The 17,886-nt window shown below is 35.1% G+C and carries 17 protein-coding genes; 11 read left to right on the top strand and 6 right to left on the bottom strand.

The genetic code is table 11. From position 1 onward, the window contains the following. The first annotated feature begins 18 nt into the window (after positions 1 to 18). From FJ651_RS09205 to FJ651_RS09185, 5 genes are all read left to right on the top strand, one after another. Positions 19 to 675: a hypothetical protein gene (locus tag FJ651_RS09205; protein ID WP_140990223.1), complete on the top strand. Its 657-nt coding sequence runs from the start codon at positions 19 to 21 to the stop codon at positions 673 to 675. Beyond that, a complete protein-coding gene (locus tag FJ651_RS09200) occupies positions 665 to 1,720 on the top strand; it encodes a sensor histidine kinase (RefSeq protein ID WP_140990222.1) in 1,056 nt (351 codons plus the stop codon). The genes FJ651_RS09205 and FJ651_RS09200 overlap by 11 nt, the downstream gene beginning before the upstream one ends. After that, positions 1,721 to 2,416 carry a LytR/AlgR family response regulator transcription factor gene (locus FJ651_RS09195; RefSeq protein ID WP_140990221.1) on the top strand — a complete coding sequence of 232 codons (696 nt, stop codon included), beginning with the start codon at positions 1,721 to 1,723 and terminating at the stop codon, positions 2,414 to 2,416. 30 nt (positions 2,417 to 2,446) lie between these two features. Next, positions 2,447 to 2,929, top strand: a complete 483-nt coding sequence (locus FJ651_RS09190) for a hypothetical protein (RefSeq protein WP_140990220.1) — start codon at positions 2,447 to 2,449, stop codon at positions 2,927 to 2,929. Between the two features lie 71 nt (positions 2,930 to 3,000). Beyond that, complete coding sequence (locus FJ651_RS09185) at positions 3,001 to 3,768, top strand: hypothetical protein (RefSeq protein WP_140990219.1); 768 nt, start codon at positions 3,001 to 3,003, stop codon at positions 3,766 to 3,768. A 58-nt stretch (positions 3,769 to 3,826) separates the two neighbouring features. On the opposite strand, the gene FJ651_RS09180 is transcribed toward FJ651_RS09185, so the two are convergent. Both FJ651_RS09180 and holA read right to left on the bottom strand, forming a co-directional pair. Further along, positions 3,827 to 4,129 (bottom strand): cupin domain-containing protein, encoded by a 303-nt coding sequence (locus FJ651_RS09180; protein WP_246085341.1) that lies wholly within the window; start codon positions 4,127 to 4,129, stop codon positions 3,827 to 3,829. A 66-nt stretch (positions 4,130 to 4,195) separates the two neighbouring features. After that, positions 4,196 to 5,200 (bottom strand): DNA polymerase III subunit delta, encoded by a 1,005-nt coding sequence (gene holA, locus FJ651_RS09175; RefSeq protein ID WP_140990218.1) that lies wholly within the window; start codon positions 5,198 to 5,200, stop codon positions 4,196 to 4,198. Positions 5,201 to 5,305: 105 nt separating this feature from the next. On the opposite strand from holA, the gene FJ651_RS09170 reads away from it, so the two are divergent. From FJ651_RS09170 to FJ651_RS09160, 3 genes are all read left to right on the top strand, one after another. Then, positions 5,306 to 5,755 (top strand): type I restriction enzyme HsdR N-terminal domain-containing protein, encoded by a 450-nt coding sequence (locus FJ651_RS09170; RefSeq protein ID WP_140990217.1) that lies wholly within the window; start codon positions 5,306 to 5,308, stop codon positions 5,753 to 5,755. A gap of 9 nt (positions 5,756 to 5,764) precedes the next feature. Further along, positions 5,765 to 6,754 carry a glycosyltransferase family 2 protein gene (locus FJ651_RS09165; protein ID WP_140990216.1) on the top strand — a complete coding sequence of 330 codons (990 nt, stop codon included), beginning with the start codon at positions 5,765 to 5,767 and terminating at the stop codon, positions 6,752 to 6,754. A gap of 93 nt (positions 6,755 to 6,847) precedes the next feature. After that, positions 6,848 to 7,708 (top strand): OmpA/MotB family protein, encoded by an 861-nt coding sequence (locus FJ651_RS09160; protein ID WP_140990215.1) that lies wholly within the window; start codon positions 6,848 to 6,850, stop codon positions 7,706 to 7,708. A gap of 73 nt (positions 7,709 to 7,781) precedes the next feature. On the opposite strand, the gene FJ651_RS09155 is transcribed toward FJ651_RS09160, so the two are convergent. Together FJ651_RS09155 and FJ651_RS09150 are read right to left on the bottom strand one after the other, a co-directional pair. Next, entirely contained in the window at positions 7,782 to 8,402 is a 621-nt protein-coding gene (locus FJ651_RS09155) for an L-threonylcarbamoyladenylate synthase (protein ID WP_140990214.1), read from the bottom strand. 2 nt (positions 8,403 to 8,404) lie between these two features. Beyond that, positions 8,405 to 10,723, bottom strand: coding sequence for an ATP-dependent helicase (locus FJ651_RS09150; protein ID WP_140990213.1), 2,319 nt, complete (start codon positions 10,721 to 10,723; stop codon positions 8,405 to 8,407). 150 nt (positions 10,724 to 10,873) lie between these two features. Here FJ651_RS09150 and FJ651_RS09145 point away from each other — a divergent pair, with 150 nt between their 5' ends. Both FJ651_RS09145 and FJ651_RS09140 read left to right on the top strand, forming a co-directional pair. Beyond that, entirely contained in the window at positions 10,874 to 12,142 is a 1,269-nt protein-coding gene (locus tag FJ651_RS09145; RefSeq protein WP_140990212.1) for an amidohydrolase, read from the top strand. Positions 12,143 to 12,194: 52 nt separating this feature from the next. Further along, positions 12,195 to 12,716, top strand: a complete 522-nt coding sequence (locus FJ651_RS09140) for a DUF7935 family protein (RefSeq protein ID WP_140990211.1) — start codon at positions 12,195 to 12,197, stop codon at positions 12,714 to 12,716. Between the two features lie 2 nt (positions 12,717 to 12,718). On the opposite strand, the gene FJ651_RS09135 is transcribed toward FJ651_RS09140, so the two are convergent. Together FJ651_RS09135 and FJ651_RS09130 are read right to left on the bottom strand one after the other, a co-directional pair. Further along, positions 12,719 to 13,624, bottom strand: a complete 906-nt coding sequence (locus FJ651_RS09135; RefSeq protein WP_140990210.1) for a patatin-like phospholipase family protein — start codon at positions 13,622 to 13,624, stop codon at positions 12,719 to 12,721. 12 nt (positions 13,625 to 13,636) lie between these two features. Further along, complete coding sequence (locus FJ651_RS09130) at positions 13,637 to 15,628, bottom strand: M1 family metallopeptidase (protein WP_140990209.1); 1,992 nt, start codon at positions 15,626 to 15,628, stop codon at positions 13,637 to 13,639. 116 nt (positions 15,629 to 15,744) lie between these two features. On the opposite strand from FJ651_RS09130, the gene recG reads away from it, so the two are divergent. Beyond that, complete coding sequence (gene recG, locus FJ651_RS09125) at positions 15,745 to 17,886, top strand: ATP-dependent DNA helicase RecG (protein ID WP_140990208.1); 2,142 nt, start codon at positions 15,745 to 15,747, stop codon at positions 17,884 to 17,886.

Genomic DNA, 17,886 nt, shown 5'->3' with positions numbered 1-17,886 from the left:
AATTTTAAAACACCAGTTATGAAAGTTACAAAACACGTCATGTTATTGGCGCTAATATTAGTAATGCAATCTTGTATAGTTAAATCTATTCAGCCTTTTTACACAAGTGACGTCATTAGTTTTGATTCGTCACTATTAGGAAATTTTACCGATAACAAAAATGGTAGTTGGGAAATACTCTCTTTTAAAGAAGCTTTTGAAAAAGATAATAATGATGCTAAAAAATATTCTAAACAAGATATCGAAGCTCTAAAAAAATATAACCAGGCATATGTTGTTAATCAGAATAAAAACGGAAAAGAAGCTACTTTCTTAGCAGTGCCATTTAAGGTAGAAAACCATGTTTTTATAGATTTTACGCCTATCGCGTATGATGATAGCGATAGTAATGCTTTGGCACTTCAGCATTTGTTAAAAACACATTCAGTTGCCAAACTTAACAAACAAAAAGATGGCGTTATTGAATTGCAATGGCTAGACGAAAAACCCATAGAAGAACTTCTTTCAAAAGAACAACTAAAACTCAAACACGAAAGAGTTGGTGTTGACGAAACACTAGTCTTAACAGCTTCATCTCAAGAATTGTATCAGTTTTTAGTAAAGTTTGTTAAAAGCGATTTAGAAAACAAATGGAGCGATTCTGAAACCTATAAACTAGCTCCGGTTGATCTTTAATATTCAGCCATACCTCATTAAATTTAAGCACCACAATCCGTTTGTGTTTAACATCTTCTTGTGGTGCTTAATCTATGTAGTTCTGTTATTTATTTTCACAAAAAACGAGGCTGCGTTAAAAGTTGATTACCTCTACACATTGGCCTATACTATTGCTTTAGTTATACCCATCAGCATTAATTTATACGCGCTAATTCCACCATTTCTTAAAAGAGAGCGCTACTTGTTATATCTTATGTCTCTTATAAGTCTAGTTGTTCTATATGTTTTTTGTTTTGAATGGTTTTTTGACGCCATTATTAATAATCTCTTTAAAAATTATTTCTTCATTTCGTATCACATCAATACGTCATTTACAGTTATTTTAATAACATCTATATTTATTAGCACTTTAATTAAATTAGCCGAAGATTGGTTTTATTTCAACCAAGCACAAAACAAGCTAATAAAAGATGCGCATCAAATCACACAATCGCAATTAACAGCTTTGCGTGCGCAGATTAATCCGCATTTTTTATTTAACGCACTTAATGTTATCTATGCCATGTCTCTCGAGCAGCGCAGCGATACAAAGGACGCGGTTTTGCAATTATCCGATATTTTGAGGTACGTTATTTATGATGCTAACACTAATAACGTAACTCTAAAACAAGAGCTTGAACTAATTAACAATTACATTGCCTTTCAAAAAAACCGAAATGCTCCAGACTTAAACATAACATTTACGAGTCAAATTGAAAATGCTAACATTCCAATTTATCCAATGTTATTATTGCCATTACTTGAAAATGCTTATAAGCACGGTGGCACCAATCTAAAAGGTATTAACTTTATCACAATCTCACTTGATCAAAAAGAAAATTCTGTTCAATTTCAAATAGAAAATAGCGTAATTTCAGCATTTAAAAATCATGAAACTAAAGACAAGGGTGTTGGTTTAAAGAATACTATAGATAATTTAAACATGATTTACCCCAATAAACACAGTATTAAAATAGAAAAAGATTCCCTTTTCTATAAAGTGAAATTACTAATAACAGTTTAAATGACTAACAAACCCATAAAATGTATCATTGTAGATGATGAACCGGCAGCGCAGGCCGTTATGAAACATTTTATTGGAATGGTAGACTTTGTTGAAATAAAAGCCATTTGCTTTAACGCGAACGAGGCCAAAATAGCACTCAAGACTCATCCCGATACCAATCTCATATTTTTAGATATTAATATGCCGGGCGAATCCGGGTTAAACTTTTATAAACAACTTGATAATCCACCCGAGTTAATTCTTACCACTGCATATCCGCAATACGCCGTAGAAGCTTTTGAAATTAATGCCACAGATTATTTATTAAAACCTATTGCTTTTGAGCGTTTTATGAGCGCATTAGATAAAGTTTCAGACAAAATCGCTACACCAGAAACCAAATTAGCGCAACATATTATTATAAAATCTAATAAAGTAATTCATCAAGTCAATTTAGAAGAACTTCAAATGGTTGAGGCTTTTGGAGATTACATTAAAATTCATACATCAGAAAAGATAATCGTCTCCAATAATACACTAACCAACTTCTTAAATCAATTACCGGACTATTTCCTAAGATGCCACAAATCTTTTGTTGTCAACAAAAATTTGATTAACCTTGTTGAAGGAAACACAATTTCAATTAACCATCTAAAGATACCCATTGGTCAAACCTATAAAACTAAATTTATAGAGAGACTACAACCATCTTAAAATAATTAAATTACTTATTTATCAGCAATCTTGAAAACCGAAAGCATCGTCAAAATTAGAAAAGAACTCCAGTTTCAATCACGTGAAGAGCTGTTAGAACTCTGTCTAAGACTTGCAAAGTACAAAACCGAAAACAAAGCACTACTCACCTATTTGTTATTCGAGTCTCATAATGAAGATGCCTACATTAATGCTGTAAAAGAAAATTTGGAAGAGATTTTCATTAGCATGAATACAGACAGTTATCATTACATGAAAAAAACTATCAGGAAAATATTGAGGCAAATTCGCACCTTTTCAAAATACTCTAATAAAATAGAAACCGAAGTCGAATTGCTACTCTTTTTCTGCGACCAATTGAATGAGCTTGAACCATCAATTCATAAAAATACTACCTTAAGAAATCTCTACGAACGACAAATTGTAGCACTTGAGAAAAAAATAGAGGTACTTCATGAAGATTTACAATACGAATATGTAACACAAATTCAGCTACTTAAAAATTTTTATTAATTTTTTTTATTTCTTAGGGTAGGAGTTTTAAGACCTGTCTTGTTTCATAATAAATCATTAAAAACAAAATTATGAAACCTTTAAAATCTCACCTAAATTTATTTTTTGCAATTTTAATTACATCTTTTGCTTTAACGTCTTGCTCAAACGACAATGACGACAATAATTTTGAGACTGCGGCACTCGCTATCAAAACTAAGGCGGTGACTAGTTTTAACGGACTAGGCAGAAGCACAAATGCTATTGTTGATGTAACTAAGTTTAAAATCAACATCAAAGAAATTGAACTTGAATTTGATGATGATTTTTGTGACGACGACGATGACGACGACGATGACAATAACTTTGATTGTAGCCAATTCAACGGTTTTTACGATGGTGATGACGAGATAGAGTTAAGAGGTCCGTTTGAAGTTGATGTACTTACAGGTGTAAATACTATTACCACTGTTGAGGTACCTCAAAATGTAGTTTTTGAAGAAATAGAATTTGAATTCGACCGAAATACCAATCCATCGAGTGATTTATTTGGGAAAACCATTCTTATTGAAGGTACAATTAATGATGTTCCTTTCGTTTTCTGGCATAATTTTGAAGTGGAAATTGAAATTGATTACGAAGACAGCAATCAAACCTTAGATATTTCAAATGGTTTTAACAGCGTGATCATCGAATTTAATCTGGCAGGATTGTTCAGCACTGTAAATCTTTCAAATGCCACTGATAACAACGGAGACGGTATTATTGAAATAAGCCCAAGCGACAACGATGGTAACAGAAATTTAGCCAATCAAATTAAAGAACGCATAAAAGACTACGCCGACTTATTAGATGATTAATAGCAAATTATTAGTTAGTTAGCAAAAAACCTGCTTGCCTTGTGTAAGCAGGTTTTTTTTATTTGTGCTCTGTTATTAGAAAGATAGCTGTACTATCGCCAATATTTAAAACTTCGTGCTGAGTTACTTCTTGATTTGAAAAAGCTGTTCCAGTTTTTACTTCAACTGTTCTGGTTCCCTTGTCATCTTTTATTTTAAATGTACCACCACTAAGTGCAAAACCAAAATGCGGCTGATGTCTGTGCCATTCGTGACCTACATTGGGCGGAAATGTGCATTTTAAAACTCGAATGTCATCATCTTCATGAACCACTTCACAAACCTTCTCACCTTTCCAACCCGCTTCCAACGGATCAGGCAAATTAGGTTTTTGATTACAAGTAAGTAATATGACAGCAAAACAGCAAAAAATCAAAATTCTCATCACTTATCTAAAAATTTTAACCAAAAGCTCTTTAAGTAAATCGCCCTGAGGAATATTATTAGCACCTACACCTTTTCCTTTTACATCAAATTCTCTTAAAACGCTAATAACTTCGCTTACTTTTTTCATTGGAAAGTTATGGGCTGCTGTTATATAATCGTTTACAAAGTAAGGATTTACCTTTAAAGCCAACGCTACCGAACGCGGAGTTTTATCTTGTAGACCATGAAGTTGTAACAACTGAGAAAAAAAGGCAAACAACAAAGAAACAGTTACCACAAACGGATTGTCTTTTGGATTGTTGGCAAAGTAATTAACAATTTTAAATGCCCTTAGCTCATTGCGTTCCCCAATGGCTTTGCGTAGCTCAAAATTGTTATAGTCTTTACTTACCCCAATGTTTTGCTCAATATGTTCTGGAGTTATTTGGGTACCTTCGGGCAATACTATTTGCAATTTATTAAGCTCGTTACTTATTTTGCTCAAATCTGTGCCTAAAAATTCTACCAACATTTGAGACGCTTTAGGCACAATGGTATAGTTTTTAGATTGTAGCACTCGCCTAATCCAGTCGGGTACTTTATTTTCATACAGCGGTTTACTTTCAAAAATGAGTCCGTTTTTCGAAATTGCTTTATATAATGCTTTGCGTTTATCAATGGTTTTATATTTATAATTAAGTACTAAAACCGTTGATGGCTGTGGGTTTGTAGCGTAATCGGATAATTTTTCAATAGTTCTTGACAGTTCTTGAGCTTCTTTAACAATAATAACTTGCCTTTCGGCCATCATAGGAAAGCGCTTCGCATTACTTACAATGGTTTCAATATCTGCATCATAGCCATACAAAACCATTTGATTAAAACCTTTTTCGGTTTCGTCTAAAATATTGTTCTCAATGTATTCCGAAATTTTATCAATATAATAAGGCTCTTCACCCATTAAAAAATAAATGGGTTTAATGCTACCTTGTTGAATATCGGTTACCAGTTGTTTAACTTCGTCCAAAGCTTAATTTATTCTAGGTTTTGTAAGGTGTGAAAGTAATTAATACAATAAGACTTTGCGTTTTAAATTTAGTAGTTTAAATTTGAATCTTAAACCGCTTAAAAGTTGCAACAACTTAATTTCCCATCGTATTCCTTCCGATTCAAAAATAAAGAAAATAAGCCAGCTATTTTTGATGATATACGTAAAAAATTTGTGATACTCCAACCTGAAGAATGGGTGCGTCAGCATTGTCTTCAATTTTTAATGAACGAGAAAAAATATCCTAAATCTCATATCAATGTTGAGAAAAAATTAACCATTAACCAACTTACCAAACGTTATGATATTGTGGTTTTTAATACCGATGGCAGCATATTTTTAATTGTGGAGTGCAAAGCTCCAAACATAACCATCAATCAGCAGGTATTCGACCAAATTGCCCGCTATAACCTGAGTTTAAACGCCACATATTTAATGGTAACCAACGGTTTAAATCACTATTATTGCGAAATGGATTTAGCAAACGAACGCTACAATTTTTTAGAATCCTTACCAAATTACAACAACCTTTAAAATTAATTAGTGAAAATAGCAATAGCCATATTAAACTGGAACGGAATCAAGCTTTTAAAACAGTTTCTGCCTTCGGTTGTTGAACACAGTACCAATGCTGATATTTATGTGATTGATAATGCATCTTCTGACGATTCTGTAATTTACGTAATTTCAAATTTTCCATCGGTTCAAATCATCAAACTAGAAGATAATTATGGCTATGCCGGTGGATACAATCATGGTTTAAAGCAAATCAAAGCCGATATCTTCTGTTTGCTAAACAACGATGTTGAAGTGACGCCTAACTGGATTCAACCCATTTTAAATCAATTCAAAAAAGATAATACTATTGCCGTAATTCAGCCTAAAATTTTGGATTACACCCACAAAACACAATTTGAATATGCCGGAGCTGCGGGTGGATTTATCGATAAATTTGGTTATCCCTATTGTCGTGGGCGCATTTTCACGGCGATTGAAAACAATCATGGTCAATTTAACGATACCTCAGAAATTTTTTGGGCATCGGGCGCTTGCTTTTTTATAAGAAGTGAAGTTTTTAAATCTCATCATGGTTTTGATGAAAGTTTTTTTGCACACATGGAAGAAATAGATTTGTGCTGGCGTCTTTTTAACAATAACCAAAAGGTTTATTATGTTGGCGAATCTTCGGTTTATCATCTTGGCGGTGGTACCTTGCAAAATATCAATCCGAAAAAAACCTACTTAAACTTTAGAAACAGCTTATATACTTTGGTAAAAAATGCTGATAGAAATATATTCTTTCTTATTCTTTCTAGGTTGATTTTAGATGGTTTAGCAGCTATGAGATTTTTAGTTAAGCTTCAATTTGCCCACATTAATGCTATTCTAAGAGCACATCTTAGTTTTTATGTCAAATTACCACAGCTTTTTAGATGGAGAAAAAAAAATATACAAAAATCTAACTATTTCAAAATTAAATCTATAGTTTGGAAATACTTTGTTTTAAATCAAAAAACATATCACCGTTTATAATATTGTTAATGTTTTTATTAAACCTTGCGATTACGGCATATTTTTTGTATAATTTTGTAGCTGTAAACAACTAAATTAATCATTTATCCAATTATGAAAAAACTAATGTTATTGAGCCTGGTTTCTATGTTTGTTTTGGGGTCTTGCGTCTCTAAAAAAGAATATGCAGCACTCGAAGCCAAACACAAAGAAACACAAGACTTGTTAAATTCGGCAACTGTTAAATTAAATACTTGCTTGGCCGATGCCGCTGCGGCAAACGCAAGAGTTGAAGGTTTAAAAGACCAATTAGCCGATTTGCGTAAATCCAATCAGGATTTAATCGACACCAAAGGTAATTTAACTACCTTAACTCAAAAAGGTGCTGAAAACCTTGAAAAATCTCTTGAAAGCTTAAGAGAAAAAGACATCAAAATCACCAGATTGCAAGATGCTTTAACTAAAAAAGACAGCGTTACTCTAGCTGTTGTAACTGCGTTAAAGAAGGAAGTTGGTCTTGACGATCCGGACATTGAAATTAACGTTGAAAAAGGCGTTGTATTTATCTCTATAGCCGATAAATTGTTATTCCAAAGCGGAAGCTACAACGTAACCAACCGTGCAAAAGAAATTCTTGGCAAAGTGGCTAAAGTAGTTAACAGCCGTCCTAATTTTGAAGCAATGGTAGAAGCACATACAGATAATGTGCCTTACAAGCGTGATGTATTGTTAGACAACTGGGATTTGAGTGTGAAACGCGCCACTTCGGTTGTTAGAGTTTTAGAAAGTTTAGGCGTCAACCCACAGCAATTAATTGCCGCCGGTAGATCTGAATATCAGCCATTGATGCCTAACGATACTGCACAGAACCGTGCCGCTAACAGACGTACACGCATTGTGGTATTACCAAAAATCGATCAGTTCTACGAAATGATTGAGGAAGAAATGAAAGAATTATCGGCTGGGAACGATTAGTCATAGCCTTTAAAATAAAAAACCCAATCTTTACGGATTGGGTTTTTTTATTTATATATTTTTAAAAAAAATCTCAGAATATCTCTAAACTTCCCTTTCCTTCTCTTACTATTTCTGGTGGACTAACAGATAAATCAATAACAGTTGATGCCTCGTTATCTCCATAACCGCCATCAATTACCAAATCAACCAAATTATCCCATTTTTCAAGAATTAACTCAGGATCTGTGGTGTATTCTAATATTTCATCTTCATCTCTAATGGAAGTTGAGACTAAAGGGTTGCCTAGTTGCTTTACAATCTCTAAGGTAATGTTGTTATCAGGTATTCTAATACCAACCGTTTTACGTTTTTTAAAAGGATGTGGTAACGTTTTGGCGCCCGGTAAAATAAAAGTATACGGTCCGGGAAGCGCCCGTTTTAAAATTTTAAAAGTTGAAGTATCTATTTGTTTTACGTAATCACTTAAATCACTTAAGCTGTAACAAATAAAAGAGAAATTGCTTTTTTCTAGTTTGACGCCTTTAATTCTCGCTATACGCTCTAAAGCTTTGATGTTGGTAATATCACAGCCCAAGCCGTAAACCGTATCAGTTGGATAAATAACCAAACCACCTTGTCTTAATACCTCTACCACTCGGGCAACTTGCTTAGGATTGGGATTTTCGTTATATAGTTTAATAAACTCTGCCATAATTATCCAATGATATCAAGTTTTGCAAACTTTAGCAGGAGTTTTTTAACGCCGCCGTGCTCAAAATTAATTTCGGCTTTTGTATCGGTACCTTTACCTTCAATACTCAAAACCTTGCCTTTACCAAACCTAAGATGCGACACAATATTACCCTCAATCAGTTTATTATCAAACAAATTAGTAGTTCCACTTTCTGAAGAAGCTTTAGATATGGGCTTTAGGTTTTTAGGGGCAACAAATTTTGGTGGTGCAGGTTCTTTTTTTCTAACTTGAGGTTTTTTAAATCGTACCACATCAGGCTCAACATCGCCAAAAATATCGGCACTTAACATAGGGTTAAATCGCTGTTCCTGAATTGGTGTGATAATATCTAAATATTGTTGGTCTATTTCTTCTATAAATCGGCTTGGTTCGGCATCGATTAATTTTCCCCAACGATAGCGCGACAAGGTATAGGTAAGATATGCCTGTACTTCGGCTCTGGTTAAGGCCACGTAAAACAAACGGCGCTCTTCTTCAAGTTCGGCTCGTGTATTCATACTCATGGCGCTGGGGAATAAATCTTCTTCTAAACCTACAATAAATACGTAAGGAAACTCTAATCCTTTGGCTAAGTGAATGGTCATTAGCGCCACCCGATCGTCGTTGGTATCTTCCTGGTCTAAGTCGGTTGCAAGCGCTACATCCTCTAAAAATTCTGCCAACGAACCTGTGGTATCGGCTATTTCTTTTTGACCTTCAACAAAATCTCTGATACCGTTGAGTAACTCTTCTAAGTTTTCAACCCTTGCAACACCTTCGGGCGTGGCATCTTTTTTAAATTCTCTAATAACACCCGATGTTTTTGCCACATGTTCGGCGAGTTCAAAAGCATCTGCCGTTTGATTCATCACTTGAAAACTCTGAATCATGATTACAAAATCATTCAACTTGGCTTTTGTACCTGCATTTAATCCAATTTCGGTTAAATTAGAACCGGTTAAAACTTCAAAAATGGTTTTGTTTTGCTGGTTGGCAGCAATGATAAGTCTATCGATTGTGGTTTGCCCGATACCACGCGCCGGAAAATTAATCACGCGCTTTAAGGCTTCTTCATCAGCCGGATTGATGATTAATCGCAAATACGACAGTAAATCTTTAATTTCCTTGCGTTGATAAAATGACAATCCGCCATAAATTCTATAAGGAATATCACGTTTTCTTAGCGCGTCTTCCAAAGCCCTTGATTGGGCATTGGTTCGGTATAAAATAGCGAAGTCTTTGTTGTTGCGCTGCTCGTTCATCTTCATTTCAAAAATAGTGCTGGCAACAAATCTGCCTTCATCACCATCGGTTAACGAACGATTTACTTTTATTTTATTTCCGGAGTCATTGGCTGTCCAAACAACTTTATCAATTTTACTTTTGTTATGTGAAATAATGCTATTAGCAGCATTGACAATAGTTTTTGTCGATCTGTAATTTTGCTCTAATCTATATAATTCTGCATCGGAATAGTCTCGTTGAAAGTTGAGAATATTGTTAATATTGGCGCCTCTAAAAGCATAAATACTTTGGGCATCATCTCCAACCACGCAAATATTGTGAAATCTATCGGCCAAAGCTCTCACTATTAAATACTGAGAGTGATTGGTGTCTTGATACTCGTCTACCAAGATATATCTAAATCGGTCTTGATATTTCGCCAGCACGTCGGGAAATCTGGTTAGCAATTCATTGGTTTTAAGCAATAAATCATCAAAATCCATAGCACCAGCCTTAAAGCATCGGTCTACGTAATTTTTGTAGACTTCTCCCATTTTGGGCCTTTTTGCCATGGCATCGGCCTCAACCAACTCAGGATTATTAAAATAAGCCCTAACGGTAATTAAACTGTTTTTGAATGATGAAATTCTAGATCTGATTTGTTTTGTTTTATAAACATCTTTATCGAGATTCATCTCTTTAATAACACTAGCTATAAGCCTTTCAGAATCTTGCGTGTCATAAATAGTAAAATTGCTGGGGTAACCTAATCTATCTGATTCGATTCTTAAAATTTTAGCAAAAACCGAATGAAATGTGCCCATCCATAAATTTTTGGCTTCACTTTCACCAACGATTTGAGCAATTCTGGCTTTCATTTCTTTGGCTGCCTTATTGGTAAAGGTTAAGGCCAAAATATTAAACGGGTCAATGCCCTTACTCATTAAATAAGCTATTCTAAAGGTCAAAACCCGTGTTTTACCCGAACCTGCGCCGGCAATTACCATTAATGGCCCATCTACATGAGTAGTTGGTGCCAATTGTGCATCGTTCAACTGACTGAGATATTTCTCCAAAACTTTAATGAAATTTTAAACCGTGAAATTAACCAAACCATAGCTTTTAGCACAACAGTTTTATGAATAATTATGAACAATTCAAGCATTGTACACTGCAATAAAGCATAATTTGAATATATTTATCAAATTAACCAACAACCCTAAAAAATGAAAAAAGTACTGGTTTTGATTTTAGCTATTGGTGCGTTTGGCTTTTCGCAAAGTCAACTCCAAAATGATATTTCTAACATTGAAAAGAAAGTCATTGAATGGCGCAGGTATTTTCATCAAAATCCTGAATTATCAAACAGAGAATATAAAACCGCCGAAAAAATTGCCGAACATCTTCGCGATTTAGGCTTAGAAGTGGAGACAGGCATTGCAAAAACCGGAGTTGTTGGCATTTTAAAGGGAGAAAACCCCGGGAAAGTAGTTGCATTAAGAGCCGATATTGATGCCTTACCTGTAACTGAGCGCAATAATTTACCATTTAAATCTGAAGTTGTAACCGAATTTTTAGGAACGAAGACCGGCGTTATGCACGCTTGCGGTCACGATACGCATATCGCCATTTTAATGGGTGTTGCCGAAGTGATGTCTAAACACAAAGACAAAATCAACGGTACTATAAAATTTATTTTTCAACCTGCTGAGGAAGGTCCGCCACCGGGTGAGGAAGGCGGTGCAAGACTGATGGTTAAAGAAGGTGTACTGGAAAATCCTAAAGTAGATGCCATTTTTGGACTGCACATCAATTCTGAAACGCCTGTTGGTATCATTAGGTACAAAACGGGTGGTATTATGGCCTCGGTAGAGCGATTTGTAATTAATGTAAAAGGCAAACAAACTCACGGTTCGCAACCTTGGTCGGGCGTTGACCCTATATTGATTTCTGCTAAAATTATTGACGGATTGCAAACTATCATAAGCCGTGAGGCCAAATTAACCAATGAAGCTGCCGTTATTACCGTTGGAAAAATTACAGCCGGTACAAGGTTTAATATCATTCCCGAATCTGCCGAAATGATTGGCACTGTAAGAACCCTGGATCCCCAAATGCGCAGTTTAATTGAAAGACGCATGACCGAAATGGTGACCACCTTGGCAAAAGCTTACGGTGGCGAGGCCGAAATTACCTTTCAAAATAACGCAGCTATCACCTATAACGATCCTGATTTGGTTGAAAAAATGTTGCCTTCGCTACAAAAAGTAGCAGGCGAAGAAAATGTTCAATTAACCAAAGCCACTACCGGCGGTGAAGATTTTTCGTTTTTTCAGGAAGTAGTTCCGGGATTTTACTTTTTCCTTGGCGGAATGGCTTCAGGAACTCAAGAATCGTACCCACATCACACACCCGATTTTTATATTGATGAAAGCGGATTAATACTGGGTGTAGAATCATTTGTTCGGCTAACGATGGATTATCTCAACAACTAGAAATTTTTTATTACAGAAGAAATTTTTATTATTGCGTAACCAAATTAATATCATGGATACAGAAAAATTATTCGACTTAGCCTTGTATGCCATTCCTGCCATTATTACCGGAGGTATTGCTTACTACTTTTTTAAACAACATATAGAAAACGAATACCAGCGTAGACGCTATCAATTACAAAGGGAAATTCAAAAAGAAGCCTTTCCTATTCGACTTCAAGCTTACGAACGTATGGCGCTTTTTCTCGAGCGAATTACACCGTCTAAATTATTGATTAGAGTTACTCCTACCAGCTCAAATAAAGAAAGTTACGAGTCTTTACTTATAGCGACGATTGAACAAGAATTTGAGCATAACTTATCACAGCAAATCTATGTAACAGACGATTGCTGGAGTATTATCACTGCTGCGAAAAACGCTACTATTCAGTTAATAAGAAAAGCAGCTATGCTCGAAAAAACTGATACTGCCAACAAATTACGCGAAGTGGTTTTAACCGAGTTAATGGACAAACAAGCACCAAGTAGCGCAGCTTTATCATTTATTAAAAAAGAAGTTAGCGAACTTTGGTAAAGTTATTCTAAATCGCTCTTTTGAGTTTGTTGATCTTTTGTTCTTGCGTAATGATAACCTTGTTGCCACCAGGTAGTCATACTATCTTTATTGAAAATTAAAGAATTGGTAGTTAACACCGTTGGTGTGTAGTAGAAATTAATAATGGCATTATTATGACTGGCTACAAATTTACCAATTCTAATGTTTTGATGCTCAATTCTATCTAGCATAAAGGCAAACATATTGGTCATTAATGAAAACGCATTGATTGAAGGCATTCGGTTGATATAGGTAACTTCGGTTTGTAAAATAATGGCATCAACTTCGGTTGCACCGCGTTTGATGGCTTCTTCTATTGGAACCATGGAACCCATTCCGCCGTCGGCATATTCACAACCCCCTTTCTTGACCAAGGACATAAACGGTGTATAATTACAGCTAATCCAAATCCAATCGCAATAATCTTCGTAAGTACAGTCTTTTAAACTTTTATATTCAACCTGATTTAGCGATAAATTAGAAACCGTAATCACCACGTCTTTACCTGAATTTTTTAAATCTTCAAAGCACGATTCGCTTAGTGAGTCTTTAATAAGCGCTCTTAAATTGTAGCTTTCACCAAATGTTTTACTTCCCTTTAAAATATTAAGAAGCACATTGAAATGATTAATACCAACTGTAATGGTGCCATGTTTATGCCTGGTTACGAAAGGACAAGAACTGAATATAGATTTTTGATTAACACTGGTATAAATAGATTTAATCTCTTCAATTTTACTCATGGCCAAATGAGACACCAATAAACTTCCTGTAGAAGTACCTACATACATGTCGTACCGGTGTTTTTTATCTTCAATTAAATATTGAGCTACGCCACCTGCAAATGCACCTTTGCTTCCTCCACCTGAAATTACCAAAGCTTTCATAATGTGTTAATTTTATTCCTTGTCTTCTAAATACGGTTTTAAGGCTTTGTTGTTTTTTAGATTTTTTATTAAGTCTCTAACGGTTGTTCTAAATCTCCAATTGGGATGATTATTAGCTGACTTTAAATTTTGAAGCGCCGCTTCATTCCAGTAACCAATGGCGTTCAAATAGCCAAAAGCCGCTTCACGTGTTTCAAAATGATATTGATCTGAACTAAAACCGACTAATTCATCGAGATATTCTTGCTGATATTCAGCATCGTAATTAACTGTATTTAAATTTAAAACCAACCAAAGTAATCTGATGTTATAGTTGTTATTACCTTTTAGCCTTTTTGTTTTATCAAGATATTTTGCTCGATCTTCGGGAAAATTCATCCATAATTTATACAAAGCTTGTTCAATTATGATGTAAGACTCGTCATCTAAAAGCGATTCAAAATTAGGTTTTAATTCTAATGCTATCGTGTTGAGTCGTGTAACAATGCTCAACCTTACTTCGTGGGATTCCTTAAAATGCTCCGGCTTTATCAATTCAGGCATTTGTGCAACTAGTTTAGCTTTGATCTTTGGATGCAGAGGCATCGACAAATATTCGCTGCATTTAGACTGAAATACTTCGCAATCAATTAATTCAAAATCTAAAATTAATGTGCTTTGTGATTTTAAAACGTCAAGTACTTGTTCGTAATCAAAACTGTTTTCATTCAGCCATTTATTGAAAAATTCCTCTAAATTCTCAGATGTCATTACGTCAACCTCTTTTATAAAATCGTTACTATCAGCTGAATTAAATGCATATTTATTTAAATAATTTGCAACAGCTTGCTTAAAAGCATTATCACCTATTTTTGATTTCAGCAGATGTAACACTATGGCGCCCTTTTGATAAAAGGTTAAGCTACTAGCCTTCTTGTCTAATAACGGCGTTGCCAATTCGCCTTCTTGTTGAATTTTTAGTTGTTTGGCATATTGGTAGAGTTGCCAATAAAAATAATCTTCACCAAAAACTTCGCGTTCAGCTAATAAGGCATAATAAGTAGCGAATCCTTCCTGAAGCCAGTGGTGCTTACCCGATTTTGCAGTCACTAAATTTCCAAACCACTGGTGCGCTAGTTCGTGAGCATTAACGTTAACGTAATTTCGGTCTAAAAATTCGCGTTCGTCCACTACAAATCTATCTGAAAATATGGTTAATGTGGTATTCTCCATACCGGCATACAGAAAATCATGAACCGGTACTTGTTTGTAATTTTGCCAGGGATATTTAACTCCAATTTCAGACTCTAAAAAATAAAACATTTGTTTGCTGTAGCGATACGTAGACTCAAATTTTAGAGAATCTTCGGGGTAATAATAGAATTCTAACGGGATACCACTCGTGGAGGTTTCAGTCTTTTTGAGATATTTTCCTATTGCCAGAGCTACAAGGTAACTCGACATTGGACTTTTCATTTTGTAAAAATAATCTGTCTTACCATCCTTCCCGGGAATTTTTGAAGTCAAATCACCATTAGAAATGAGTTCGTAATTCGAATCTGTTGTAAAAACAAAATTAAATATCAGCTTTTCATTGACATCGTCAAAACTAGGTAACCAGTGGCTTGTATATTTACCTTGACCTTGCGACCAAACATTAAAATGGTCTTCCTTTTTAAAAAAATAAAGTGTTTGTTTGGGTTGTGTTGAATAACTGATTAAAAGGGTGTTATCAACTGACGGTTGCATTTGATTTACAATATATATTTGGCTATTATTGTATTCAAAATCAACCGGTTTTTTATTCAAAATTACTTTGTGAATGTGCATTTTATGCGCATCAATCTTAAGCGTATCAATCTTGTTTTTTACATCAAAGGTATAACCGATACTGCCGCTAACACCAGCGGAATCTAAATCTATATGCAATATTGCCGACGCCGTTTTAAAATCAATATCAAGAGTTTGCTGGCCAAATGAAAATTGAGCATAAAACACTAACAGCATTAAGAAAGTATTTCTCATAAATACAGATAAAACAAGCATTAAGCCAAAGTACAAATTTTATGGCTTTTAATTAAAATTGAATAATCCTTTAATTACAGATTCCTGCGTCCGATAGAATTTGGTAAATTCGCTTTATGAGTGTGAATTTGCAAACTCCCATAGATTATTTAAAAGGCGTTGGCCCAAATCGCGCAGAATTACTGCGTAAGGAATTGGGTATTCACACGTATCAGGACCTTATCAACCTCTTCCCAAACCGGTACATAGACCGCACCAAATATTACAAAATCAATCAAATAGAACAAAATAGTTCTGAAATTCAAATTATTGGTGTTATAACTAACCTTCAGGAAGTTTCTCAAAAAAGAGGCAAAAGACTGGTGGCAACCTTCAAGGATGACACCGAAACCATGGAGCTGGTTTGGTTTAGAGGTATTAAATGGATTAAAGAAAGTATTAAGCTTAATACGCCTTATGTAATTTTCGGAAGAACCAATTGGTTTAACGGTATTTACAATATGCCGCATCCTGAAATGGAATTACAGCAAGAACACGATAAAAGTTTACGCACAGCCATGCAGGCTGTTTATCCATCAACCGAAAACCTATCTAATAAAGGTATCACCAATCGGGTAGTTTCAAAAATTATGCAGCAATTGTTTTTAGAAACCAAGGCAAAGTTTGAAGAAACACTCCCAACCGAGCTATTAAATTCTCAAGGTTTAATTTCAAAATCTGAAGCGCTTTTAAATATTCATTTTCCAAAAAATCAAAACCTACTTTCTCGGGCTGAATTTCGTTTAAAATTTGAAGAGTTATTTTACATTCAGCTGCAATTAATTTTAAAAAATATCATTCATAAAAACCGAATTAAAGGTCATCCGTTTACGCAAGTTGGCAACTATTTTAACGACTTCTTTCAACATCATTTACCATTTGAATTAACCAATGCGCAAAAGCGAGTTATTAAAGAAATCAGGAAAGATTTGGGCAGTAACGCACAAATGAATCGGTTACTGCAAGGCGATGTTGGTTCGGGCAAGACCATTGTGGCGTTTATGTCAATGTTAATGGCACTTGACAACGGTTTTCAAGCCTGTTTAATGGCACCGACTGAAATTTTGTCAGTTCAACACTACAACGGATTAAGTGATTGGTGTAAAAAATTGAATATCAGAATTTCATTACTTACTGGCTCAACTAAAACTTCAGATAGAAAAATAATTCATGAACAACTCGAAAATGGCCAATTACAGATCTTAGTTGGCACACACGCCTTGCTTGAAGACAAGGTACAATTTAACAATTTAGGCTTCGCCATTGTAGATGAGCAACATCGTTTTGGTGTGGCACAACGCGCCAAACTTTGGAAAAAAGGTCCATCACGATCAGTGCAAGAAGATCGAGACAACAAACCTTCTACTCCACCACATATATTAATCATGACGGCCACACCTATTCCGCGAACCTTGGCCATGAGTGTTTATGGCGATTTGGATTTATCGGTGATTGATGAGCTACCTGCAGGTAGAAAACCTATTAAAACGGTTCATAGGTTTGATAACAATCGTCTCAAGGTGTTTAAATTTTTAAAAGATGAAATCGCAATAGGCCGTCAGGTATACGTAGTGTATCCGCTTATTCAGGAAAGTGCCAAAATGGATTACAAAGATTTGATGGATGGCTACGAAAGTATTTCGAGAGAATTTCCAATGCCGCAATATCAAATATCTATTGTACACGGCCAAATGAAGCCCGCCGATAAAGACTATGAAATGCAACGCTTTATTAAGGGTGAAACCCAGATTATGGTTGCCACGACAGTTATTGAAGTAGGCGTAAACGTTCCAAACGCCAGCGTCATGGTGATTGAAAGCGCCGAAAGGTTTGGCTTATCGCAATTACACCAGCTTAGAGGACGTGTTGGTCGAGGTGCAGAACAAAGTTATTGTATTTTAATGACTAGCCACAAGCTAAGTAACGACAGTAAAACAAGATTGGAAACCATGTGCAGAACCAACGACGGTTTCGAAATTGCCGAAGTAGATTTAAAACTTCGTGGACCCGGCGATATGATGGGTACCCAGCAAAGTGGCGTATTACAGTTAAAAATAGCCGATATTATTAAAGATCAGGATTTATTAAAACATGCCAGATTTTGCGCACATCAAATACTTAAAGACGATCCAGCATTAAAAAAATCCGAGCACTACCCTATTTTAAAAACCTATCGTGCGTTGAGCAAATACAAAAATATCTGGAATTATATTTCTTAA

Source organism: Paucihalobacter ruber (genome assembly GCF_006494535.1).
GTDB classification, from domain to species: Bacteria; Bacteroidota; Bacteroidia; order Flavobacteriales; family Flavobacteriaceae; genus Paucihalobacter; species Paucihalobacter ruber.
The sequence above is the reverse complement of the archived record's forward strand: the minus strand, read 5'-3'. Positions and strand labels throughout refer to the sequence as shown.

Coding starts and splice junctions, on each gene's coding strand:
- FJ651_RS09205 (WP_140990223.1), top strand. CDS start 19: ATGAAAGTTACAAAACACGTCATGTTATTGGCGCTAATATTAGTAATG.
- FJ651_RS09195 (WP_140990221.1), top strand. CDS start 1,721: ATGACTAACAAACCCATAAAATGTATCATTGTAGATGATGAACCGGCA.
- FJ651_RS09185 (WP_140990219.1), top strand. CDS start 3,001: ATGAAACCTTTAAAATCTCACCTAAATTTATTTTTTGCAATTTTAATT.
- FJ651_RS09160 (WP_140990215.1), top strand. CDS start 6,848: ATGAAAAAACTAATGTTATTGAGCCTGGTTTCTATGTTTGTTTTGGGG.
- FJ651_RS09155 (WP_140990214.1), bottom strand. CDS start 8,402: ATGGCAGAGTTTATTAAACTATATAACGAAAATCCCAATCCTAAGCAA.
- FJ651_RS09145 (WP_140990212.1), top strand. CDS start 10,874: ATGAAAAAAGTACTGGTTTTGATTTTAGCTATTGGTGCGTTTGGCTTT.
- FJ651_RS09140 (WP_140990211.1), top strand. CDS start 12,195: ATGGATACAGAAAAATTATTCGACTTAGCCTTGTATGCCATTCCTGCC.
- FJ651_RS09135 (WP_140990210.1), bottom strand. CDS start 13,624: ATGAAAGCTTTGGTAATTTCAGGTGGAGGAAGCAAAGGTGCATTTGCA.
- FJ651_RS09130 (WP_140990209.1), bottom strand. CDS start 15,628: ATGAGAAATACTTTCTTAATGCTGTTAGTGTTTTATGCTCAATTTTCA.
- recG (WP_140990208.1), top strand. CDS start 15,745: ATGAGTGTGAATTTGCAAACTCCCATAGATTATTTAAAAGGCGTTGGC.